21 protein-coding genes and 5 tRNA genes are annotated in these 22,703 nt (G+C 53.5%); 9 read left to right on the top strand and 17 right to left on the bottom strand.

The features are described 5' to 3' along the window. Positions 1-49: 49 nt before the first annotated feature. The 3 genes from P8S54_RS07715 to P8S54_RS07705 all read right to left on the bottom strand — a co-directional run bounded on the left by P8S54_RS07715 (position 50) and on the right by P8S54_RS07705 (position 2,775). The gene (locus P8S54_RS07715) at positions 50-559 is read right to left on the bottom strand and encodes a hypothetical protein (protein WP_009095913.1); all 510 of its coding nucleotides are present in this window, start codon (positions 557-559) and stop codon (positions 50-52) included. A gap of 107 nt (positions 560-666) precedes the next feature. Beyond that, entirely contained in the window at positions 667-2,508 is a 1,842-nt protein-coding gene (locus P8S54_RS07710) for a sodium:solute symporter family protein (RefSeq protein ID WP_009095915.1), read from the bottom strand. Positions 2,509-2,514: 6 nt separating this feature from the next. Further along, positions 2,515-2,775, bottom strand: a complete 261-nt coding sequence (locus P8S54_RS07705) for a DUF4212 domain-containing protein (RefSeq protein WP_009095916.1) — start codon at positions 2,773-2,775, stop codon at positions 2,515-2,517. Positions 2,776-3,519: 744 nt separating this feature from the next. Between P8S54_RS07705 and P8S54_RS07700 the strand changes: the two genes are divergently transcribed. Genes P8S54_RS07700 through ttcA form a run of 3 tightly spaced genes read left to right on the top strand, consistent with a single transcriptional unit; the run spans position 3,520 to position 6,988 of the window. After that, a complete protein-coding gene (locus tag P8S54_RS07700; RefSeq protein WP_281443918.1) occupies positions 3,520-5,337 on the top strand; it encodes a putative nucleotidyltransferase substrate binding domain-containing protein in 1,818 nt (605 codons plus the stop codon). A gap of 5 nt (positions 5,338-5,342) precedes the next feature. Beyond that, positions 5,343-5,993 carry a DNA polymerase III subunit epsilon gene (locus P8S54_RS07695; RefSeq protein WP_035539806.1) on the top strand — a complete coding sequence of 217 codons (651 nt, stop codon included), beginning with the start codon at positions 5,343-5,345 and terminating at the stop codon, positions 5,991-5,993. 44 nt (positions 5,994-6,037) lie between these two features. Continuing rightward, entirely contained in the window at positions 6,038-6,988 is a 951-nt protein-coding gene (gene ttcA, locus P8S54_RS07690) for a tRNA 2-thiocytidine(32) synthetase TtcA (RefSeq protein WP_281443917.1), read from the top strand. Here ttcA and fnr read toward each other — a convergent pair. From fnr to ccoN, 11 genes are all read right to left on the bottom strand, one after another. Next, positions 6,975-7,727 (bottom strand): fumarate/nitrate reduction transcriptional regulator Fnr, encoded by a 753-nt coding sequence (gene fnr, locus P8S54_RS07685; protein WP_281443916.1) that lies wholly within the window; start codon positions 7,725-7,727, stop codon positions 6,975-6,977. The genes ttcA and fnr overlap by 14 nt on opposite strands. A gap of 58 nt (positions 7,728-7,785) precedes the next feature. Continuing rightward, positions 7,786-9,213 (bottom strand): oxygen-independent coproporphyrinogen III oxidase, encoded by a 1,428-nt coding sequence (hemN, locus tag P8S54_RS07680; RefSeq protein WP_281443915.1) that lies wholly within the window; start codon positions 9,211-9,213, stop codon positions 7,786-7,788. Positions 9,214-9,388: 175 nt separating this feature from the next. Beyond that, the gene (locus P8S54_RS07675; protein WP_009095929.1) at positions 9,389-10,084 is read right to left on the bottom strand and encodes a sulfite exporter TauE/SafE family protein; all 696 of its coding nucleotides are present in this window, start codon (positions 10,082-10,084) and stop codon (positions 9,389-9,391) included. Then, positions 10,081-10,308 (bottom strand): cbb3-type cytochrome oxidase assembly protein CcoS, encoded by a 228-nt coding sequence (gene ccoS / locus P8S54_RS07670; protein ID WP_281443914.1) that lies wholly within the window; start codon positions 10,306-10,308, stop codon positions 10,081-10,083. Before ccoS ends, P8S54_RS07675 begins: the two co-directional genes overlap by 4 nt. Next, on the bottom strand, positions 10,305-12,782 hold the full coding sequence (locus tag P8S54_RS07665) for a heavy metal translocating P-type ATPase (protein ID WP_281443913.1): 2,478 nt from the start codon (positions 12,780-12,782) through the stop codon (positions 10,305-10,307). The genes ccoS and P8S54_RS07665 overlap by 4 nt, the downstream gene beginning before the upstream one ends. Then, positions 12,779-13,297 carry a FixH family protein gene (locus P8S54_RS07660; RefSeq protein ID WP_281443912.1) on the bottom strand — a complete coding sequence of 173 codons (519 nt, stop codon included), beginning with the start codon at positions 13,295-13,297 and terminating at the stop codon, positions 12,779-12,781. The genes P8S54_RS07665 and P8S54_RS07660 overlap by 4 nt, the downstream gene beginning before the upstream one ends. A 7-nt stretch (positions 13,298-13,304) precedes the next feature. Beyond that, entirely contained in the window at positions 13,305-14,741 is a 1,437-nt protein-coding gene (ccoG, locus tag P8S54_RS07655) for a cytochrome c oxidase accessory protein CcoG (RefSeq protein WP_281443911.1), read from the bottom strand. A gap of 165 nt (positions 14,742-14,906) precedes the next feature. Next, complete coding sequence (gene ccoP / locus P8S54_RS07650; RefSeq protein ID WP_009095941.1) at positions 14,907-15,836, bottom strand: cytochrome-c oxidase, cbb3-type subunit III; 930 nt, start codon at positions 15,834-15,836, stop codon at positions 14,907-14,909. After that, a complete protein-coding gene (locus P8S54_RS07645) occupies positions 15,833-16,054 on the bottom strand; it encodes a cbb3-type cytochrome c oxidase subunit 3 (protein ID WP_281443910.1) in 222 nt (73 codons plus the stop codon). The genes ccoP and P8S54_RS07645 overlap by 4 nt, the downstream gene beginning before the upstream one ends. A 3-nt stretch (positions 16,055-16,057) precedes the next feature. Beyond that, positions 16,058-16,666, bottom strand: a complete 609-nt coding sequence (ccoO, locus tag P8S54_RS07640) for a cytochrome-c oxidase, cbb3-type subunit II (RefSeq protein WP_009095946.1) — start codon at positions 16,664-16,666, stop codon at positions 16,058-16,060. 19 nt (positions 16,667-16,685) lie between these two features. After that, complete coding sequence (gene ccoN, locus P8S54_RS07635; protein ID WP_009095947.1) at positions 16,686-18,110, bottom strand: cytochrome-c oxidase, cbb3-type subunit I; 1,425 nt, start codon at positions 18,108-18,110, stop codon at positions 16,686-16,688. Between the two features lie 161 nt (positions 18,111-18,271). Between ccoN and P8S54_RS07630 the strand changes: the two genes are divergently transcribed. The 6 genes from P8S54_RS07630 (at position 18,272) to P8S54_RS07605 (ending at position 19,689) form a co-directional block, all read left to right on the top strand. Next, positions 18,272-19,042 (top strand): alpha/beta fold hydrolase, encoded by a 771-nt coding sequence (locus P8S54_RS07630; protein ID WP_348651276.1) that lies wholly within the window; start codon positions 18,272-18,274, stop codon positions 19,040-19,042. A gap of 88 nt (positions 19,043-19,130) precedes the next feature. Further along, a tRNA-Val gene (locus P8S54_RS07625) sits at positions 19,131-19,206 on the top strand. A gap of 48 nt (positions 19,207-19,254) precedes the next feature. After that, positions 19,255-19,331 (top strand) — tRNA-Asp (locus P8S54_RS07620). 35 nt (positions 19,332-19,366) lie between these two features. Beyond that, positions 19,367-19,443 (top strand) — tRNA-Asp (locus tag P8S54_RS07615). A 48-nt stretch (positions 19,444-19,491) separates the two neighbouring features. Continuing rightward, positions 19,492-19,567 (top strand) — tRNA-Val (locus P8S54_RS07610). Between the two features lie 45 nt (positions 19,568-19,612). Next, positions 19,613-19,689 (top strand) — tRNA-Asp (locus tag P8S54_RS07605). 145 nt (positions 19,690-19,834) lie between these two features. Here P8S54_RS07605 and P8S54_RS07600 read toward each other — a convergent pair. The 3 genes from P8S54_RS07600 to glcE all read right to left on the bottom strand — a co-directional run bounded on the left by P8S54_RS07600 (position 19,835) and on the right by glcE (position 22,662). Next, complete coding sequence (locus P8S54_RS07600; protein ID WP_009095954.1) at positions 19,835-20,236, bottom strand: heme-binding protein; 402 nt, start codon at positions 20,234-20,236, stop codon at positions 19,835-19,837. Between the two features lie 78 nt (positions 20,237-20,314). Beyond that, positions 20,315-21,547 carry a glycolate oxidase subunit GlcF gene (gene glcF, locus P8S54_RS07595; protein ID WP_281443909.1) on the bottom strand — a complete coding sequence of 411 codons (1,233 nt, stop codon included), beginning with the start codon at positions 21,545-21,547 and terminating at the stop codon, positions 20,315-20,317. A gap of 14 nt (positions 21,548-21,561) precedes the next feature. Further along, a complete protein-coding gene (gene glcE / locus P8S54_RS07590; protein WP_281443908.1) occupies positions 21,562-22,662 on the bottom strand; it encodes a glycolate oxidase subunit GlcE in 1,101 nt (366 codons plus the stop codon). Between the last annotated feature and the right edge of the window lie 41 nt (positions 22,663-22,703).

The following is a 22,703-nucleotide window of genomic DNA, read 5'->3' as shown; positions in this document are numbered from 1 at the left end:
CCACAGCGTCAGTGGGTACGGTAATACCTCTATGTGATTACTTGAGCATTTAGGAGCGGCATAGCGCCGTATAAATGCCTGAATCTTCGCGCAAGATACGTATAGAGTGCGTATCTAGTTCGCCAGCCACCGTATCCATGGGCACTAGTTCACGCGATGAGCAATTCAGTAAGTAGCCTTGAACCGTCACTGCATCAACATGATGACGTTCAAACTGATACAACATGAACTCTACAACCCGTGTCGGCGACTCGCTGATATGGACGCTATCGCGGTCAATAACCGTAAATTTCGTGGTGATAGGAAAAGCAAACGTCCATGGCCGCCAAACGGCACTGCTGGTTTCGCTGGCGACGACCTCTGCTGAACTAGGCAGTTGCGCTTGCTTGTGCTCGAACCAGCTGTACTCCGTGGATACCTGATATCCCAGCATGCCTAAGCCACCAAAGACGGGTACGATCCACTTTGGAAGACGTTTGCCGCTCAATGTTCTAAGTAATAAACCAATACCCGCAGCGGCCAGGCCGGAAAAGACCGCGGCTACTAAGTGCCAAATCATAAAATATCCTTTCTAAAAGCCATCGGGCTTCCCTGAGGAAGCCCGATGGCAAGCTGTCATTCCACGTCTCTATGGGCAGTATGCCTTATAGAAGGAATGATTATGACTTAGTGATCAATCGCTACACCAGCACCTTTCGGATAGCGGACGCTTTCCACCAGGTCTTGAATCTCCTGGGGAGGCTCTTCCGTTGCGCTGGAGACTGCAAATGCAACCGCAAAGTTGATCATCGCACCTACTGCACCAAAGGAGAGCGGGGAGATACCCAGGATCCAGTTATCCGGCGTGTTGGCCAGCATATTGGTGCCTGGAATAAACAGCCAGCCCAAGTAAGTGAAGATATATAGCAAGGTAGTGATAAGGCCCGCTAGCATACCTGCAATAGCACCTTTGCTGTTCATACGCTTAGAGAAGATACCCATCATCAGCGCTGGGAACAGTGAGGCACCCGCAATACCAAAGGCCAGTGCTACGGTTTGTGCTGCAAACCCTGGTGGGTTTAGGCCCAAGTAGGTTGCCAGCAGAATCGCGCCACCCATGGAAATACGTGCTGCAAGCATTTCACCTTTTTCAGAGATCTTCGGATTGATCATGGTTTTGATCAAGTCATGGCTAATAGCGGACGAGATAGCCAGCAATAGGCCTGCCGCGGTTGAAAGCGCCGCTGCAATACCGCCTGCTGCAATCAAGCCAATTACCCAGCCCGGCAGGTTAGCGATCTCGGGGTTAGCAAGTACCATGATGTCGTTGTTGACCTCTAGCTCGCTGCCAGACCAACCGAGTTCTGAGAAGTCTGCATTGTCATTGTACATCTGAATGCGGCCGTCATTATTGAGGTCGCGGAACTGAATCAGACCCGTTTCAGCCCACGTTACCATCCACTCAGGCACATCGGGGTGATTGGTCCACTCTTCGGCCAGTGCGTAGCCCTGAGCATCTGTTGTCGTGATTTCACCGTGCTGAATGGATGACTGTAGCGCTTCTTCGACATTTTCTACCTGACCAGCAAGATCTGGGTAGATAGTTGTCGTTAGGTTCAAGCGTGCCATGGAGCCAACCGCAGGTGCGGTGAGATACAGCAGTGCAATAAACACTAGCGCCCAGCCAGCAGACCAGCGTGCATCAGCTACTTTAGGCACCGTGAAGAAACGAATGATTACGTGGGGTAGACCGGCAGTACCAACCATCAGCGACAGGGTAAACAGCACCATGTTCAGCTTGTTGTCGACATCGGCGGTGTAATCTTGAAAGCCAAGAGCAACTACGACTTCATCTAGTTTTTCCAATAGCGGCACGCCGGATTCAGTATGTGTACTAAACATACCGAACATTGGAATTGGGTTGCCGGTAAGTTGCATGGCGATGAAAATTGCCGGAATAGTGTAGGCAATAATCAGAACAACGTACTGCGCTACCTGGGTGTAAGTGATGCCTTTCATGCCACCAAATACGGCATATAGGAAGACGATCAGTGCCGCAATCCAGATGCCCCAAGTATTGCTGACTTCCAGGAAGCGTGAGAACGCAACGCCAGCACCGGTCATTTGACCGATAACGTACGTCACTGAAGCTACGATCAAGCAGACAATCGCCACAAACCGGGCGGTGTTGCTGTAGAAGCGGTCGCCAATGAAGTCGGGCACGGTAAACTTGCCGAACTTGCGTAGGTACGGAGCAAGTAGCATCGCAAGGATAACGTAGCCGCCGGTCCAGCCCATCAAGAAGCTAGAGTTGGCATAACCGCCGGAGGCTAGCAGGCCTGCCATCGAGATAAACGATGCCGCTGACATCCAGTCGGCAGCCGTGGCCATACCGTTGGTGATCGGGTGAACGCCGCCGCCGGCGACGTAGAAATCTTTCGTGGAGCCGGCTCGCGCCCATATCGCAATCCCGATATAGAGCGCAAAGGAGGCGCCAACAAATAGTAAGTTAATTGCAAACTGGCTCATGCTGGCTTACTCCCCAAGGCCAAATTTTTCATCAAGTTTGTTCATCTTCCAGGCGTAGAAGAAGATCAAAGCGATGAAAGTCAAAATTGAGCCCTGTTGTGCAAACCAGAAACCCAGGTCAGTTCCGCCAACAGGTATGCCCGCCAGCAGTGGGCGAAAGAGGATAGCGCATCCATAAGATACGAACGCCCAAACCGCTAGGCATCCGAAAATTAAGCGGACGTTGGCTTTCCAGTATTCAGCAGCATTGGTTTTGTCGTCTGCCATTGTGTTGCTCTCCACTTGTGATTTTTAGGGTTGGAAAGTGAACTCAAAGTAGCGTGTGATTCATCAGGGCAATCGCACGAGGGAAACTGCTTTTTATTAAAAGTGACGTGTCAGCTTTGCGAGGCACGCCGCTCAATTATTCTTGCAGTGTTCCCCTTTTTAAACGCTAACCAAGAGTGACCACGTTGAGCCAAGTTAAGCGATTTAATTGGCACCTGGTAAAGCATTTGGTTAGTGAATTTGAGAACCCCGACTGCTTCACCGGTAATACTGGTCAATAAATGCAAAAAATAAATCCCAGACTTTGGTATCAGGTAGCTATGTGAGCGCTTTTGCATACGTTTTTATACGCAGAAATGCCTATTTTTTCTAGTTTTTTTGTTATTTTTTGATATTCATTTAAACATGATAGGACGATGGTCTATGGCTCGCTTAAAAGCAATGTTTGCTACCTTAAAAAAAGGTTTTTCTTAGTGTCGAAGTTGTTGCAATAAGGCGCTACTTTAGTCGCTAATAAAACGTCGATTCGACGTTAGCGGCATAGCTAAAGGTATAAGAAAGTGAGTAGGTGAAATCTATATGGTCATTTTATAGTTTTAGCTTGTTTAAAGGTATGAGAGTTAAGAAATGCTGGCAAAGAAGCGCTAGTGAAAAAGGAGAGTGGCCAGGCGGGTGCGGTCGCTAGGTAATTAGGTTGCAGCGTCGTAGGGTACTTTATTTGCCTTTAGTAGAGTGAGGTCGCGCATGGTAGAGGTTGAGCTGTCCCAGCTGCCGTTTACACTGCTGGATGAAGAGGGGCGTGATTATGTTCGCCGTGGAGTAGACCTAGCCTACTTTGACCGAGATGAGATTATTTTAGAAACAGGGCAGGCGGGTGAGTCCATGTTTCTCATCCATAAGGGCGAAGTTGCCGAGATTGATCCTACGCTGCCAGCGTCTAGCGCGCGCATCGGCCACTACACGGCGGGCGATCTGTTCGGTGCTATCAGTATTCTAAATGGTAAAAGCCGTTACCGTTTTCAGGCCGAGCAAGAAAGCCTGTGCTACATCATGCCCAAAGCGCTGTTTTTGCAGCTATGTCGCCATTATCCTGACTTCGAAAACTTCTTTAAGCAGACGCTTTCCCACAAGACGCGCTTGCTGAGTGAAAAGCGCGCGGAAGGTGGCGTCACCATGGCCGGCTTTATGCTCGCTAAAGTAAGTGAGTGTATGCGTGAACCGTTGCTAATGGAGGCGACGGCCGATATTGCTAGTGCCGTTGCTCAGCTGAACGACAGCCATGCCGACAGCCTGCTGGTCAAGACCCAGGGCAAGCATGGGATGGTTACCAAAACGGATTTGCTGAATGGCTTGGTGCTTGGCAATTGCACGAATGCTACGCCCGTTGAGGAGGTAGCCCATTTTTCCCTGGTGACTGTGACGCCAGATCAATACCTCTTTGAAGCCCTGGTGTTGATGACACGCCACAAGGTGGCGCGGGTTGTGGTGGTGGAGCAAGAGGCACTCAAAGGGGTTGTCGAGCTAACCGATGTGCTGAGCTACTTCTCCAGTCGTAGCTATGTGGTTAGCCTTCAAATTGAGCAAGCGAATGACTTAGAGGCGTTGGCAACGGCAAGTCAGCGCACCCCTGAGCTGGTAAAAGCCTTAATGGTCCAAGGGGTCAAGTTACGTTTTGCGATGGACCTCTTAGCCGCGCTCAATGGGCGCATTATGAGTAAAGCCTGGTCATTTACCGTTGATGAAGCTCACCATAACGATAGCTGCATGATGGTGATGGGAAGCGAGGGGCGTGGCGAGCAAATTCTCAAAACAGACCAGGATAATGGTCTGATTTTAGCGGATGACAGTCAGTGGCCTGACGTGGCCGAGCAAATGCAAACGCTGACGAAAACGCTTATTCAATTAGGTTACCCGCCGTGCCCCGGCAACATTATGGTGTCTAACCCCGAGTGGGTCGGGACAGTGTCTCAATGGAAAAAAAATATTGTGAAGTGGGCCAGTGCCCGGGATGGCGATAGCTTGATGAAGCTGGCGATTCTGCTTGATGCCCACGCAGTGGGTGGGAATCCCACGTTACTAGAGAGCGTGCGGGAAGAACTCTTTGAGCGCTGCTCCCGAGACGAGCTGCTGCTCTCTTACTTTGCCAGAACGGCCTTGCGTTTTTCGACGCCGCTGACGCTCTTTGGCTCGCTGAAAAAGCCCCAACACGGTATTGATATAAAAAAAGGCGGCATTTTTCCGATTGTGCATGGCGTGCGCACTATGGCGCTTGAGCGACGGATTAAGGCAACGTCGACGCTGGATCGTTTAGATGCCCTAGCGACGGATGGCCGGTTGGATCGTCGCTTCGCCGATGATTTGGGGGAGGCATTAGCGCTGTTTACAGAGCTGCGGCTAAAACAGCAGCTTCAAGAGTTGGATGGTGCGTCCGGTACGCGCACTAACCGTGTGGTCGTGCAGGAACTCTCCTCCCTTGAGCGCGATTTGCTTCGCGAAGCGATGCATATTGTTAAAGATTTCAAACAGCGCCTTTCCCACCGATATCATCTGGAGTATTCGTGAGCGGCATGCGATGGTTAGATCGACACGTGTCGCTATTCAGCGGCTCCCTGCGCACCCTCCTGCAGCGAGAAAGCGACCGCCGCCGGTGTGTTGGCTCTCCCTATGCATGGCTATTCCAGCCCTATATGGGGGAAGAGCAGGTGGCCCTTGCGTGTTATGCCTCTGCAGGTGAGCACCCGGTGATTAGCGTGGCAGCAGTGGTGCTGAGCCAGCGCCATGTTCAAACCAGCAGAGCCTGGGTTGCCACGATAGCGAACACCCGTAGCGCAAATGCCGCTACGCTTAGGCGCCATCAACACGTTTATGGTACGACAGTCGCTTTATCGCCCAATGCAGAGAATCTCGGGGCGCTGGCTGAATTTATTGGCAACCGGCCCTTAATAGGCTGGCAAATAGATCGCTCTCTTGATCAGCTAAATATGCAGTTCAAGGAGGCGCTTGGCTTCGGTTTGCCCAATGCGCAGGTGGATGTCGCCAAGCTTCATCATCGCCAGCTGCGACGTTTACACCCCCAGGTAGATATCGGCAACGACTTGGGCGAGGCGCTAGAGCGATGGCAACTGCCCGCAATGAACAGCCACGGGGTGCTAAGTGAGGCTGCTGCGAGTGCGCTGCTGTATATCCGTTTGCAGCGTGAGACTGCCCAGGTGGCTTAAACCCGCTGGGTTTCTGTTGGGTGGAGCTGTCGAGTATTGTTAGAATGGCCGCTGCTTTTTCTACCAGCGGCAGTGCCTATACCATGCAATCTCTTGATTATTTTGACCCGGCGACCATCGATGCCGCCCAAGCGGCCAGCCAGCAAGCCCTACCCGACACCCAAGACGCAAAACAGAAGCGTGAATTCAACAAGTTGCAAAAACGCCTGCGTCGCGAGGTGGGTAACGCAATCATCGATTATCAGATGATTGGCGAAGGCGACCGGGTGATGGTGTGCCTATCGGGTGGCAAAGATAGCTACACCATGCTTGAGATTTTGCGCAACTTGCAGCGCAACGCCCCGGTTAACTTCTCACTGGTGGCGGTGAATATGGATCAGAAGCAACCGGGTTTTCCAGAGCACATCCTTCCGCAGTATTTGGATAAGCAGGGGGTGGAGTACCATATTCTAGAGCGGGACACCTACTCGGTGGTGAAAGAGAAAACACCAGAAGGAAAGACCACGTGTGCACTCTGTTCGCGACTGCGTAGAGGGTCGCTGTATGGATTTGCTGAAGAGATTGGTGCTACCAAAATTGCTTTGGGTCATCACCGGGAAGATATTTTAGAAACGCTGTTTTTAAATATGTTTTTTGGCGGGACTTTAAAAGCTATGCCGCCTAAGCTGCTCTCTGATGATGGTAAAAACATCGTCATTCGTCCGCTTGCTTACTGCAAAGAGGCGGATATTGCCGAGTTCTCCCGGCTAATGGAGTTCCCCATCATTCCCTGTAACCTGTGTGGTTCGCAGCCCAACCTCCAGCGTCAGGTCGTTAAAGATATGCTGGCAGAGTGGGATAAGAAGCATCCTGGGCGGCTGGAAAGCATGTTTAAAGCGGTGACGAATGTGGCCCCCTCCCAGCTTGCCGACCGCCAGCTATTTGATTTTGCAAACCTTGAAAGCAAACAAGCAGCACTGATGGCCGGGCGCATTCAAGCATTTAACGTGGGGTAGCGATCTGCTCGTCCTCTTCGGCCAAGATAATTAACCGCTGCATGTCGAGGATATTAATTTCACGCCCTGACACGGCTACCACGGCTTGTTGCTGGAAACGGCTAAGAATACGGCTGACGGTTTCTACCGCGAGGCCCAAGTAATTTCCCATATCCGCCCGGGACATAGAGAGCCGGAAGCTGTAGGGGGAGTAACCACGCCGACGAAAGCGGTCTGAGAGCGTGATTAAGAAGCTAGCGAGTCGCTGGTCGGCGGTTTTGCGTGATAGCAGGCGCATCATTCGGCGGTCATCTTTCAGCTCTTTACTCATGCTCCGGTAGAGCTGTCCCCGTAGTTCGGGAAGCTCTTCAGAGAGTGTATCCAAGCGGTCGAAAGGGATTTCACAAACGGTCGTGGTTTCCAAGGCAATAACGCTGCCGGGGTAATAGTTTTCATCAATGCCGTCTAACCCCACCAGCTCGCTGGGCAGGTAGAAGTTGGTAAGCTGGTCGTTGCCATTACCTTCGCTGGTGACCTGTTTAAGGCTACCCGAGCGAACGGCATACACACTGGTAAACGGGTCTCCCTGGCGAAACAGCGGCTCACCTTTTTTAAGCGGTGCCCGGCGGCGGATAATAGCGTCAAACTGCCCCATGTCCTCAAGCTCAAGGGCCAGCGGTAGGCACAACGAACTAAGGCTGCAGGTTTGACAGCGTGCTTCTTGCAGCAGTGAACGTCGGGGGCTGGCTTGGTGAGGCATGTAATTCTCCGTTTATCATTTGCCATGATAGGCGCCAGGCAAGAGCGCCTCAATAGGGTCACATAATTTTTGAATAACGCTGAGACGACTGGCCGGATAAATAAGCATCGAAGGCCATGGCAAGATGACGAATAAGCAGTCGGCCTGTGGGTGTGGCGCTCAAAGAGAGGCCGTCACGTATCAGCAAGCCGTCCTGTTCTGCCGCGTGAAGCTGCTCAAGAACGGGAGAAAAGTAGTCAGCAGCATCAATTCCCCAGCGCTGGCCTACCGCTGCTAGATCAATTCGCATATCACACATTAAGCGTTCAATAACGTCTCGCCGTATTAGGTCGTCCTGATTTAATCTTAAACCTTTTACTGTTGCTAGCCTACCTTGATCTAGTGCTGCTTCAAAGTGTTCAAGAGAGGTTGGGTTTTGCGCATAAACGTCATCCACGCGAGAAATGGCTGAGACGCCTAGCCCTATCAGATCACACTGAGCATGGCTGGAGTAACCTTGGAAATTACGCTGAAGTGAGCCGTTGCGCTGGGCCACCGCCAAGCTATCATCCGGTCGGGCAAAATGATCCATACCAATGTGTACATAGCCTGCGCTGGTAAGCATCTCAATAGTAGTATGCAAAATAGCGAGTTTCTCATCGGCGCTTGGTAAGTCTTCCTCATTAATACGTCGCTGAGGCGCAAAGCGAGTGGGCATATGGGCATAGTTAAACACTGATAACCGTGCAGGGTTTAGCTCAATAACCTGCTGCAGTGTGTCGGCAAAGCTCTGCTCGGTTTGAAAGGGCAGGCCATAGATCAAATCGAGATTAAGTGAGCGAAAACTTAGACGGTGGGCTTCATCCATTAATGTTTCAGTGAGCACTCGTGGCTGCACACGATTAATCGCTTTTTGTACCCGTGGGTTTAAATCCTGTACGCCAAGGCTCAGCCGGTTAAACCCGAGTGACTGTAAGTGGCGTAGGGTAAATACATCGGCTTCCCGCGGGTCAATTTCAATGGCGTAATCACGATCAGGCGACATGGATAAACCAAAGCGAGCGTCTAAACGGTCAATCAGGTCGCTCATTTGTGCAAGCGAGAGAAACGTCGGTGTCCCACCGCCCCAGTGCAACTGTTGTACTGGGCGCTTAGTATCTAGGTGGCGAGCGGTGAGAACCATTTCACGGTCGAGTCTAGAGAGATACGGCTCTGCCAACTGGGTGTTTTTGGTAGCAATCTTATTGCAGGCACAGTAAAAGCAAATTTTGCGGCAAAAAGGCACGTGCACATAGAGCGATAGCGGTCGCTGGCTCTGATTGCTACGCTCAAGCGCTTGGGTAAAATCATCTGCGGTGAACTGCTCATTGAAAGCGAGCGCGGTTGGGTAAGAAGTGTAACGGGGGCCGCTTTTGTCGTAGCGGCGAAGCAGCGCTTCATCCCAGGCTGTGGCCGGAGGCGCTGCAAGTGTAGGGTGTGAAACGGCAGCAGTGGCATGTGCAGGCATGGAAGGCGCTCCAGGGTTTAAAAGCAAGGCTTGCACCAAGCTTGAATAGCAAGATCAAAAGCAATAGGGGATCACAGGTGTTAATGCCGAGAAAAACAGGCTTAAACGCTGCTAAATGCTAGAACAAGCAAACCATGAAAGCGTTGAGCTGCATCAAGGTATACGCGTCAGGGCGTTAATGGGCGCCATGACCCATCAGCGCCCATAGCTGCCATACCGCAAAACCAATAATAGTCAGTGCAGCGATGCTACGAGTGGCCGGATGGCGTATTAGCTGGCTAAGCTGCTGGGCAGCCAAGCCGGTGGCCAGCAGCGCTGGTAGGGTGCCTAAACCAAAGGCGCCCATCAGCAGTGCACCTTGGAGTGGGTCGGCGATAGCGAGGCTCCAGGCCAGCATGGAGTAGACAAGGCCGCAGGGTAGCCAGCCCCATAGCGCGCCAAGGGTAAATGCCTGGGGAAGGTGCACAACGGGCATCAAACGCCGCCCTAGCGGCTCTATATAGCGCCATAGGTGTCGCCCAATGGCTTCGACCTTAAGCAGACCCTTCCACCAGTTGGCAATATACAGCGCCATTAAAATCAGCATGAGCGCGGCAAACGCTTGCAGCATAATGCGGGCGGTGGGAGAAAGCGAAATAAGCGTACCCAGCGCCGCCACTAGGGCGCCTGCGACCATGTAGCTTAGAATGCGGCCAGCGTTATAGCTTAGTAAAAGGCCACCCATACGGGCGGGGTGGCGCATGCTTGGCGGTACAGCAAAGGTCAGTGCGCTCATAATGCCGCCACACATGCCGATACAGTGAGCACCCCCCATCAAACCAAATACAAAAGCCGCCATGACCGGTGGTAAATCTAACCCTGTTGGGTTCATGGCGGTGGTTCTGAGTCGTTTGATTTAGCCTGTTTACGAGACGCTATTTTACGCTCGTCGCGCTGCTCCTTAGTTAAGTCATTCTCATCGTCATCGAACAGAACGCGGTAGGCGGGCCCTTCAAGATCATCAAACTGGTCGTGCTTAACCGCCCAAAAAAACGCCCAGACGGCGAGGCCGAGTAAGATAAGCGATAGAGGAATAAGCAGATAAAGAATTGTCATGCGTTCACCGGATGAGTAGGGGCTATCAGTGGAGCCGATTGGGTACGCCAGCGTGACAGGCGCAGCGCATTACCCACCACTACCAGAGAACTAAGCGACATGCCAATAGCGGCAAGCCATGGTGGTATCAGGCCCATGGCGGCCAGTGGCAGTGCTGAGAAGTTGTAGCAGACTGACCACAGCATATTTTGTCGCATGATCTTGCGCGTGGCTCCGGAAATCTCGATAGCGTCATATATCCGCATCAAACGGGGACTGAGAAGTACCGCATCGGCGCGCGTGCGGGCTAAATCCGTGGCGCCGTTCATGGCAATCGCCACGTCAGCACCCGCTAAGACGGGCACGTCGTTGATGCCGTCGCCAATCATTACGACACACTCGCCTTGGGCTTGTAGCTCGCGTAGTCGCTCAAGTTTTCCTTCGGGTGACCTGCCCGCATGCCAGGTGGTGATATTGAGCTGCTGGGCGAGGCTCTCAACCGCCTCTTGGGTATCCCCAGAAAGAAGTTCAACCGTTAACCCTCGGGCCTGGAGAGCGGCCACCGTTTGGGCTGCATCATCACGAATGCCATCATGCAGTTTAAACCATGCGCGCGGCTCGCTATTTTCGCTCAGCAGCAGCCACTGCCCGGGGCCGGGCGGTGCAATAGCCGTTTTACAGGCAAAGTCCGGTTTCCCTAGGCGCCAAGTAGAACCGTTTAGCGTGCCTTCTAAGCCAGAGCCGGTATGGCTTTGTACGTGATGAGCCTGCAGCGTGGCATCGCGGAAAGGGCGGAATGCCCGAGCGATAGGGTGCTCTGAATGGGCTTCCAATGCTGCGGCAATCGCCCTGGCTCGCTCAGCGCTGAGTTCGGGCAGCTCAGTGGAAAGGCCAGCAAGCGGAGTTGTTTGCGTGAGGTGCATTTCGCCCCGGGTCAGCGTGCCTGTTTTGTCGAAAATAACCCGAGTAACGTTCGAGAGCGACTCCATGGCATCGGCGCGGGTGATTAGTACACCGCGTTTGCGCAGCTGACCATGGCCAGCGGTTAAGGCAGTAGGGGTCGCCAGGGCCAGCGCACAGGGGCACGTGACGACCAGCACTGAAAGCATGATCCATAGCACTCTTGATGGATCGATGTACCACCAGGCAAGGGTAACGCAGGCCGTCACTACCAGCAGGCGCAAAACAAAGAGATGCGCCATACGTGCGGCCATTTGCGCAAGCCTTGGGCGGCTGGCAAAGGCGCGGTCGGTTAAATCTACAATGCTCGCCACGCGTGCTTCACCACCCGCATGGGTAACGGTGACGACCAGCGGGTTTTCCATATTCTGACTGCCGCCGGTGACGCTATCGCCCACGCGCCGCGTGACTGGCAAGTACTCCCCGGTCAGCATGGACTCATCGAGACTAGATTCACCCTCTTCGATAATACCGTCGGCGGGCACGCCGTGGCCGGGTTTGATGAGTATTCGGTCGCCTGTTGTTAGTTCGCTAGCAGGCAGAATCCGCTCGCTGCCATCGGCTTCAAGACGCGTGGCGGAAACCGGCAAAACACCGCTTAACGCGTTGCCACTGTGGCCGCTGCGTCGTCTGGCGCGGCCTTCTACATAGCGGCCAAACAGCAGGAAAAAGGTGAACATGGCAACCGAGTCGTAATACACCTCTCCTACATCAAACAGCACCGCATAGCTGCTGGCTAAGTAGGCACCACCAATGGCGAGTGAGACCGGCACATCCATACCCAGCACGCCGGTTTTAAGATCGCGCAACGCATTGCGAAAAAAAGGCTGTGCTGAGAAAAGCACCACGGGCGTTGCTAGGGCAAATGAGAGCCAGTGGAAAAGCGCATAAAAATCCGCGCTGATTTCGCCAGGCCCTGCGACATAGATGGGGATGGAGAACATCATGACCTGCATCATGCCCACTGCGGCGACAATCAGACGGCGTACGTTCATCCGCTCTTCATGTTGAAGACGTGCTTGGGCTTGATCAGGTTCGTAGGGCTGGGCGTCGTAACCAATTGCCGCCAGCTCGGCGAATAGCTGAGATAGCTTGACAACGTTTGGATCCCAGCTCACTCGCAGGCGATGATGGGTCAAATTTACCGCGCTGGATCCTACGCCCTCAAGGGCATTCAGGCGGTGTTCAATTAGCCAAGCACAAGCAGCACAGGTAATACCCTCAACCGCTAATGTCGCCCTAACAAACCCCTCGTCACCATCTGCGTGCACAAACTGTGCCTGCAGGCCGGGGTCGTCAAATACCGACCAAGTTTCTGCTTTGGTGGCTTGGCGCTCATCAGGGCGCTCAGGTAGCTCGGTGCGGTAGCGGTAATAGCTTTCCAGCCCCCCATCCACAATGGCATGTGCTACTGCTTCGCAGCCGGGGCAACAAAGCGGATGGGTAGTTTCATCAAGGGCAATTTGCCACGGTGCCCCTGCGGGCACCGGATTGCCGCAGTGGTAGCAGCTAGAGGACGTCAAGGTAGTGCTCATTCGCTTTCAGAACGTCCTCCGGGTAGTAGGGCAATGCTATTTTCATCAGGAAAGCGTGCTACTCCGATGAGGCGCCAATCGGCATCCTCTTCGTCTGGCTGTAGCTGCAAGTACCAACGGTAGCGCAAGTTATCGGGTCCTTGGGCGAGATAGCGCCCCTCTCTGACATGCTCAAGCACAAACTGCTGATCGCGATCATCCTGCGTAGGGAAGATCAGTTTCAAATATAGCGTGTCAGGATGCACGTCACCGTCGAGGTCAAGAACGATATCGCTGGTGAGCGGGTCAATACGAAGCTCTGCGCTCAGGTTTAATTCACGCGCGCGCTCCTGCTTAGCAATGACCACGTTAATGGCTCGGCCATGCTCGTAGTAGTCATCTTGGACCAAACCATCGGATGTGCGTATCGCCATGACAGCGAGTGTGCTACTGGCAAAGATAGAAACACCTAAAAGCCCAAGTAAAAACCAGGGCCAAACTTGCTTATACCATGGGGTAACGCTCTGGGGGGACATGGTGCCTTTATCTCCTGATGTCGCCTAGGAAGCGTGCTTCACGCTCAATGCGTATACGCTCGTCCTGCTGGGCTTGTAAAGTAAATATAATGGGGTGGCTCGGCTCACTTAGATCACTTGCGTCTACGAGTACAGTCACTACCCGGAGGCGAGAGTCGCCCGCGGGGACGCTTACCACGACATCGTCTAGCGCAAGGCTTGGTAGCCCCGATACGCTTAAGCGATACGTATGGTCTTGGTTGTCTAAGTTGCGGATGTTCAAGCTATACACATTGCTAATGCGCCCATCCCGCGTGGTTTGGTAAAGCTGGGTACGTTCGCGCTCAACGTCGAAACCTAGCGGCATACGGTCGTTAACCGCCCAGGCAAATGCGGCCACCATCACGACGAGCGCAGCAAAATAGCCAAGCAGGCGAGGGCGTAAAATATGGCTTTTTTTGCCCTCCAGCGCATTTTCAGTGGTGTAGCGAATTAACCCCCGAGGGTAGCCCATTTTATCCATGACGCTATCGCAGGCATCAATACACGCCGCACAGGTGATGCATTCATACTGCAGGCCATCACGAATATCGATGCCCGTTGGGCACACCTGAACACACAGGTCGCAGTCAATACAGTCGCCAAAGCCCGCTTCTCTAGCTTGGGTATGGCTAAGTGATTTTTTGCGGCTACCACGCGGTTCGCCGCGTGCTTCATCGTAGGAAACGATGAGCGTGTCGCGATCAAACATCACCGACTGAAAGCGTGCATAGGGGCACATATAAATGCACACCTGTTCGCGCAGCCAGCCTGCATTTAGGTAGGTGAACACTAAAAAGAAGCCCACCCAGAAGTAAGACCAGCCGTGGGCTTCCAGGGAGGGGAGTTCGATAACCAGCGTGCGAATGGGGGTGAAGTAGCCGACAAAGGTAATGCCGGTAGCAAGAGCGATCAGCAGCCAGGCAGCATGCTTAACCCCTTTACGCCACGCCTTATTGGCGGTAAGCGGCTGCTTGTCCAGCTTGATACGCTGGTTTCTGGAGCCTTCAATGCGGTGCTCAAGCCAAATAAACAGAAACGTCCAGACACTTTGTGGACAGGTGTAGCCGCACCAAACACGCCCTGCAAAGACGGTAATAAAAAACAGCCCAAAGGCGCAGATAATCAGCAGCCACGACAGTAGGACAAACTCTTGCGGGTAGAACGTTGCGGCAAAGATATGAAATTCACGGCCGGGCAAATCAAACCAAATAGCCGGGCGGGAGCCCCAGTTAATCCATGGGAGTAAGAAAAATACCAGCATGAGCGCCCAGTTAGCGCTGCGCCGAACCTTTTGAAACAGGCCTTTAATTTCGCGCACGTAAATGTGGCGGCGTTTGGCGTACATTTCCTGGGTTTCACTTTTCCCCGGGGTATGATGCCCAACAGTCGGTGGCGTTATATCGCGGCTAGGTATTTTTTCCATGGCAATGATCGCAGCTCACAAGGCAGGAATAGATGGCAGCACGGGGATCAGCTGTCAACCAGATAACATTCAGCGATGAATAGTGTATCGGGTTGTGGATGAAGAAAGGGTGCGGTATGTAACCGCACCCCCTTTAATCAGCCTTTTAAAACAGCTTAGCGATGTTTAGTCGTTAAACCGTAAGCTGTAAACATAGGCGGCTACTAAGTGAACACGCTCTTCACCGATATAGGCAGCCTGTGCTGGCATGTGACCATTACGGCCATTACGTAGCGTTTGACGAACCGAATCTGCAACGCTTTGGCCAGGCGCTTGATAGAGCCAGATATCGTTGGTCAGGTTGGGCGCGCCGAGCGCAGTGTTGCCGGTGCCATTAGGCGCGTGGCAAGCCGCACAAACCGCCATATAAGTGCTTTCACCGCTGTCAGCTCGCTCAGCATCATGCTCTAGGCTGGATAACGCTAGAACGTACTGGGTGAGGTTCTCAATGTTATTCTCACCTAGCTGCTGCCACGAGGGCATCAGACCGTTACGACCATGGTTCAGGGTGGCTAGAATATTTTCAGGCTCTCCACCGTACAGCCAGTCGTCATTGGTCAAGTTCGGGAAGCCGTAACCACCCTGAGCGTTGGAACCATGGCATACAGCGCAGTTATTCTGATAAATACGCTCTGCTACCTGCATGGCATCGTCATCTCTTGCTAGTTCAGGAATAGGGACTTCCTGATACTGGGCAAAAATTGGCGTGAAGCGTTCCTGAGCGTCGGCCACTTCCTGTTCCCACTGGCTCTCCTGGGACCAGCCCAAAATGCCAGCGTAGTTACCCAGTCCTGGGTAAAGAACCAAGTACCCGAGCGCAAATACAACCGTTAGAACAAATAGCTGGAACCACCACTTAGGTAGTGGATTGTCGTACTCTTCAATGCCATCAGCTGCGTGACCTGTAGTCTCAACATTGCCGTCAGCGTCTGGAATCTTATCGGTACGGCGGTTAGACATTAAAATCCAAACGCTTAGAGCGATAGTGCCCAGCGTGATGACAATAATCCAGGCACTCCAGAAGCTGGATAGGGAGTCACCCCATAAATTATTCATCTGTTTTTATCTCCCCTGTCGTGGCGGGAATCTGCTTCGCGATCAGGCGAAGCATGCTGATCACTGGCTGGTTGCTTATCACTGTCGTCGGCGAATGGCAGGTTAGCTGCTTCGTCAAAGTCTGGTTTACGTCGCTTTGAGTAGGACCAAACAAAAATGCCTATAAAAGCGATAATCAAAAACAGCGTAATAAGACCGCGGAAAGTTCCCGTATCCATAGCTTAGCGAGTGCCCTCAAGCACAGTTCCTAGTTGCTGCAGGTAGGCGACCAGCGCAGTGATTTCCTGCTGACCTCGAACGTCTGCAGTAGCCGTGGCGATGTCCTCATCAGTGTAAGGCACGCCTAGTCGACGCAGGGTACGCATTTTAGCTGGGGTAGCGTCGCCATCAAGGGTGCGCTCAAACAGCCAAGGGTAAGCCGGCATAATAGACTCTGGCACCACATCGCGGGGGTTATACATGTGTGCACGGTGCCAATCATCGCTGTAGCGGCCACCGACGCGTGCTAGATCTGGGCCAGTACGCTTAGAGCCCCACAGGAAGTTGTGCTCGTACACTTCCTCACCGGCAACGTTATAGTGGCCGTAACGCTCGGTTTCTGCACGGAAAGGGCGCACCATTTGCGAGTGGCAGCCTACGCAGCCCTCACGACGGTAAATATCACGCCCTTCCAGTTCCAGCGCGGTTAAGGGGCGTAGCCCCTCAACAGGTTCGGTGGTGTCTTTTTGAAAGAACAGTGGAACCACCTCAGCCAAGCCGCCAAAGCTGATCGCAACCAGGATCAACACGGCGAGCAGGCCAACGTTCTTTTCGACAATCTCGTGTTTCATTGGTCTCAACTTCCCCGATTTAAGCGGCTTGCGGCGCTGGTTGGCTGATAGCTTCGCGGCGTTTCACGGTCATATAAACGTTATATGCCATAAGCAGCATGCCTACGATCCAGAAGAGGCCACCAATCAAGCGAACAAAGTAGCCGGGGCCACTGGCTTCAACCGATTCAATGAAGGTGTACATCAGGGTGCCATCGGCGTTAATTGCACGCCACATTAAGCCCTGCATGATGCCGTTCACCCACATGGCAGCGATGTAGAGTACGGTGCCGATAGTGGCTAGCCAGAAGTGCACTGCGATCAGACTTATGGAATGCATTTCAGTGCGACCAAACAGGCGAGGAATCAGGTGGTACATAGAGCCAATGGTGATCATGGCAACCCAGCCAAGCGCGCCAGAGTGTACGTGACCAATGGTCCAGTCAGTATAGTGAGAGAGCGCGTTAACGGTCTTAATCGCCATCATCGGACCTTCAAAGGTCGACATGCCGTAGAACGAAAGCGCCACGACCAGGAACCGCAGGGTAGGGTCAGTACGCAATTTATGCCAAGCACCTGACAGGGTCATCATGCCGTTAATCATGCCGCCCCATGAGGGTGCCAGCAGAATGATCGACATAATCATACCCAGCGACTGCGCCCAGTTGGGCAGCGCGGTGTAGTGGAGGTGGTGCGGGCCTGCCCACATGTAAATCATAATCAGCGCCCAAAAATGGACGATGGAGAGGCGATAAGAGTAGATCGGCCGCTCAGCCTGCTTGGGTACGAAGTAGTACATCATGCCCAAGAAACCTGCAGTCAAGAAAAAGCCAACCGCGTTATGGCCATACCACCACTGCACCATGGCATCTATTGCGCCTGCGTAAATAGACGTGGAGTACATTGGGGTGACCGGGATGGCGGCATTATTGACGATATGCAGCACGGCAACCGTAATAATAAACGCAGCAAAGAACCAGTTAGCCACGTAGATATGCGACGTGGTTCGCTTCTTAATCGTCATTAAGAAGACAATCGCGTAGCTAATCCAGACAACGGCAATCAAAATATTGATTGGCCACTCAAGCTCTGCATACTCTTTGGTCGTGGTATAGCCTAGCGGCAAAGTGACCACGGCAGAAAGGATGACCGCCTGCCAACCCCAAAAAGTAAATGCGGCAAGCTTGTCAGAGAAAAGGCGTGTCTGACAGGTGCGCTGAACAACGTAGTACGATGTCGCAAATAGCGCCGAGCCACCAAAGGCGAAAATTACGGCGTTAGTGTGTAACGGGCGTAGACGCCCGAAGCTCGTCCAAGGTAATCCGAGGTTCAGTTGCGGCCAAACCAGCTGTGCGGCAAGGATGACACCAACGGTCATACCTACGATGCCCCACACAACGGTCATAATCGCAAACTGCCGAACCACCTTGTAGTTATAGGTCGGGTGTTCCAGTGCTGTGCTCATTTCATGTTCCCATCGAACGCGGTTAGGGGGTAACCCGTGGCATTTTGCACGGATGCGGCCACCCGCTTGATGATGCAGGTCAAGATCCAGTCGCGATTCTAGCGCAGCAGCGCCTCAAGCTGAACAAGCCAATTGGAATAACACGGAATTACTAGGAGTGCATGGTGTCTCTTTACGCTAAGTTGGGTTTCGTTAACATTGGGCCAGATGAGTTGCCCAGTGTCATTAGTAACGGCACTAAACAGCGGTTTATAGTGGGTGGTTATGGGCCTTTAGCGATTTCGGGCATTCCAAAATATGGTCGAATATTGTTTGCTCATGGCGCGGGTGCCGGGCACTTGTCAGATTTTATGCGTCAATTTGTCGCGACGTTGGCAGGCCATGGATTGCAGGTGCTGGCGATTGATTTCCCTTACATGCAGCAAGTTTACGAGCAAGGAAGACGCCGCCCGCCACCCCCTGTTAAGCAAACCCTGGCCCACTTTAGCGCTTGGTATGAGTTGCTGCATCCGCTAGGGGAAACTCCCCTGTGGGTCGGTGGGAAGTCAATGGGCGGCCGTATTGCCTCTATGTTTGCCAGTGAGGCTTTCACGAGTGGGCATGCAAACAGTCAAAGTGGATGCCCTGGTGTTGTTGTCGCAGGTTACCCTTTTCACCCGCCCAGGCAGCCCCAGAAGCTTCGCGTGACGCACTTTTCGTCTATTAGCTGCCCAATGTTGATTCTCCAGGGCGAGCGGGACCCGTTTGGTAGTGCGGGAGAGGTGGCCGGTTACTCACTCCCCGCCACTGCCCAGCTAATGTGGCTACAGGATGGGGATCACGATTTTAAGCCGCGCCGCGCTTCTGGGTTAAAACATACGGTTTTGATTGACGAAGCAGCCATTCATGCGGCATCCTTCGTCCGCGCTCACCACACGGTAGCGGCAGGGTGAGCAACGTATTGGTTTGAATCAAAAGATTTAAACACGATGTATTGACATCCGGCCATGCTTCTGTAGAATGCAGCGCCACGTGACCAGCGGGCGGTTAGCTCAGTTGGGAGAGCACCAGCCTTACAAGCTGGGGGTCACTGGTTCGAACCCAGTACCGCCCACCATTTATTTGGTGCCTGGAAGCGTAAAGCAGTACTAATTGATGTAGAAGTGGACCGGTAGTTCAGTTGGTTAGAATGCCGGCCTGTCACGCCGGAGGTCGCGAGTTCGAGTCTCGTCCGGTCCGCCATCATCAGCCTGTATTGTCATTAGTTGTCGTTAAGTGGACCGGTAGTTCAGTTGGTTAGAATGCCGGCCTGTCACGCCGGAGGTCGCGAGTTCGAGTCTCGTCCGGTCCGCCACGATAACGTAAGAAATTGAAGTGTTAAGCATACTTGCTTAAATACTTTGGGCGGTTAGCTCAGTTGGGAGAGCACCAGCCTTACAAGCTGGGGGTCACTGGTTCGAACCCAGTACCGCCCACCATTTAAAAGCATTTTTCGCAATTAAATGGTTCTAGTGCCTTGATGTGGACCGGTAGTTCAGTTGGTTAGAATGCCGGCCTGTCACGCCGGAGGTCGCGAGTTCGAGTCTCGTCCGGTCCGCCATTCAAGTTGCACTTGTGTTGCAGTTAATACATCGGCTAAGGCCGAACGAATTTAAAAAAGCCCGGATCATCGATCCGGGCTTTTTGTTGCGTGCAGTTTAATTTCGTACGGTTATTGCGTGCAGCATAGAGGCTGCACGCTAGCTTCAGGCAATCGCGCTCACGCCTGCCTTGGCAACTTGCACATCCTGGTCAGGCTTAACGCCGGAAATGCCTACAGCGCCCACCACATGGCCATCTACCGTGATGGGTACACCGCCTGATAACAAGCCCTGAAGCGGGGCAGAAATAAACGCGGTACGGCCGCCGTTGATCATCTCCTCGAAAACCTGGGTTTCTTTGCGGCCAAGTGCGGCGCTGCGTGCTTTTTGCGTGGCAACATCAGCACTAAAAGGAGCGGCGCCATCTAAACGGCGTAGTGCCAGAAGGTGGCCGCCGTCGTCGGTAACCGCAATGGTAACGGGCCAGCCGTTGCTGTCAGCTTCTTTCTGGGCGGCGTCTAGTACGGTAATGACGTCAGCTTGACCGAGAATTGATTTGGTTTGCATGAAAAACTCCTTTTTATTAAGGGGAGGAATGCCGCGCAGCCAGCCAGGCGTGGCTGTCACGGCAGAATAAGTTAGCGGTTATACCAGCGCGGCATCAACCACTTCCACCCAGTGGCGAACCGGGGTGCGGTTGGCGCTGGCAAGGTGTGTTTGGCAGCCAATGTTAGCAGTTACAATGACTTCTGGGTTACCTGCTTCCAGCGCATTTAACTTGTTGTCCCGTAATTGGGTAGCTAGCTCCGGCTGGGTAACCGAGTAAGTGCCTGCTGAGCCGCAGCAAAGATGGCTATCTTTGACGGGTGTGAGTGCAAAGCCTAGTTTACTGAGTACGCCCTCAACTGCGCCGTTGAGCTTTTGCGCATGCTGTAGGGTGCAGGGGCAGTGAAAGGCTAGGCGCTGGTGCTCTTTAAGCTTGAGTTGCTCCAGCGGTTCGTCGCGCAGTACTTCAACGATGTCTTTAGCCAGCGCGCTGACCTTTTGGGCTTTATCGGCATACGTGGGGTCATCTTTGAGCATGTCACCATACTCTTTGACGAAAGCACCACAGCCGCTAGCAGTTTGCACAATCGCTTCTACGCCCTGTTCAATATGGGACCACCAGGCGTCGATGTTAGTGCGCATGCGAGCGCGGCCATCGTCTTGAGCATTCAAGTGAAAATCGATGGCTCCGCAGCAGCCAGCTTCGCTGATGGGCGTTACGCTAATGCCCAGACGATCCAGCAGGCGTGACGTGGCCGCGTTGGTGTTGGGCGAAAGGCCGGGCTGAACGCAGCCCTCTAATATCAGCACTTTTCGCTCATGGCGCTGGCTATCGGGGCGCTGGCCAGCATCCACGGGGGCGGGGGGCATTTTGCTGCGCAGTTTGCCTGGTACCAGTGGCTTAAAGGTTTGCCCTAATTTTAGCAGTGCTTTGAAGCGCTTGGGTTCCACCAGCATTTTACGCAGGGCGTAACGCTGGGCGCGCTCTGGGGCCGAGCGTGGCACACGGCGCTCAATTTCAGCACGGCCAATATCGAGCAGTTTGTGGTACTCAACCCCAGAAGGGCAGGTGGTTTCACAGTTGCGGCAGGTGAGGCAGCGGTCTAAGTGAAGGCGTGTCTCTTCGGTGACTTGATCATCGTCATCGCGACTTTCAAGGAGTTCCTTCATTAAGTAGATGCGCCCACGGGGGCCATCGCGCTCATCGCCCAGCAGTTGGTAAGTGGGGCAAGTGGCGTTGCAAAAACCGCAGTGCACGCAGGTGCGCAGAATACGCTCAGCTTCCTGAATATGCGGTTTTTGAAGGTCCGCGTCGGTAAAATTCGTCTGCATGTCAGCTCTCCTGATTAAAACGCCGCATAAAGACGACCGGGGTTGAAAATGCCATGGGCATCCAGCTCCGCCTTCAGGTTGCGATGGTACTTTTCAACCACTGAGTTGAGCGGAGTAAACGGCGACTCTGCTCCCCCATTGGCGTGCGGAGTATAGCAAGTGGCGTGTCCGCCTGCGGCGTGGCAAGCCGCGCGCAGGGTGTCTGCGTCGAGATGGGTTTTCACCCAGCGCTGGCTGCCGCCCCAGTCATAGAAAATGTCATCCTCAGCTATATCTAGCGCCAAACGGGGGGTGTGGGGCGGTAGTGATAACCGCCACAGCGCCTGCCCTTCGCTAAGGGTGAAAAATTCGTGCTGATGATCGCGCAGCTGCTGCCAAAATTCTGCGGAAAGAGCTTCGCCACCTAACCGTTCTTGAGTGGCGTTAACAGAGCTTATACCGCCTTCTAGGCGAATAAATAGCTCACCTGCGCGCCACGCGGCGGCGGTGATGGGTAACGGCTGACGGCCAAGTTCTGAGAGTTTGTTCAGCGCGTCGTCTAGCCCCATGGTAAGGCGAAGGCTGTGGCTGGCGTTGGGGATTGGCAGTACCTTAAATGAGATATCCGCTAGCACCCCGAGCGTGCCCTGGGCGCCGGACATCAGGCGCGACAGGTCGTAACCCGCTACGTTTTTCATTACCTCGCCACCAAAGCGCAGTAGCTTGCCTTCTTGGGTGATCACCCGGGTGCCCAGCACAAAGTCACGTGCAGCGCCTGCCCAGGGTCGGCGTGGGCCTGAGAGCCCGGTGGCCACGGCGCCGCCGATGGTGCTGGCCTCACTGAACATGGGCGGTTCAAAGGCCAGCATCTGATTGTGTTCAGCAAGTGCTGCGTTGAGTGCACTTAAGCGTGTGCCCGCGCGGGCAGTCACCACCAGCTCTACGGGGTCGTACGACACTATGCCGCTGTGGGCGGCTATGTTGAGTGCTTTACCTTCTACCGGGCGACCATAAAAGGCACGGGAGTCGCCCGCCACAATGCGCAGCGGCGTTCGCTCAGCGTAGGCGCTGCGCACTTGTTCGCACAGCTCGGCAGCAATGTCCTGGTCGGCAGCGTTAATCGCTAGTTCGGTCATGGTGATTCCTAATGATTATTTTCCTAGTGATGGTGATAACT

The sequence above is a fragment of the Halomonas sp. M1 genome, from assembly GCF_029581375.1.
GTDB lineage: Bacteria > Pseudomonadota > Gammaproteobacteria > Pseudomonadales > Halomonadaceae > Vreelandella.
The sequence above is the reverse complement of the archived record's forward strand: the minus strand, read 5'-3'. Positions and strand labels throughout refer to the sequence as shown.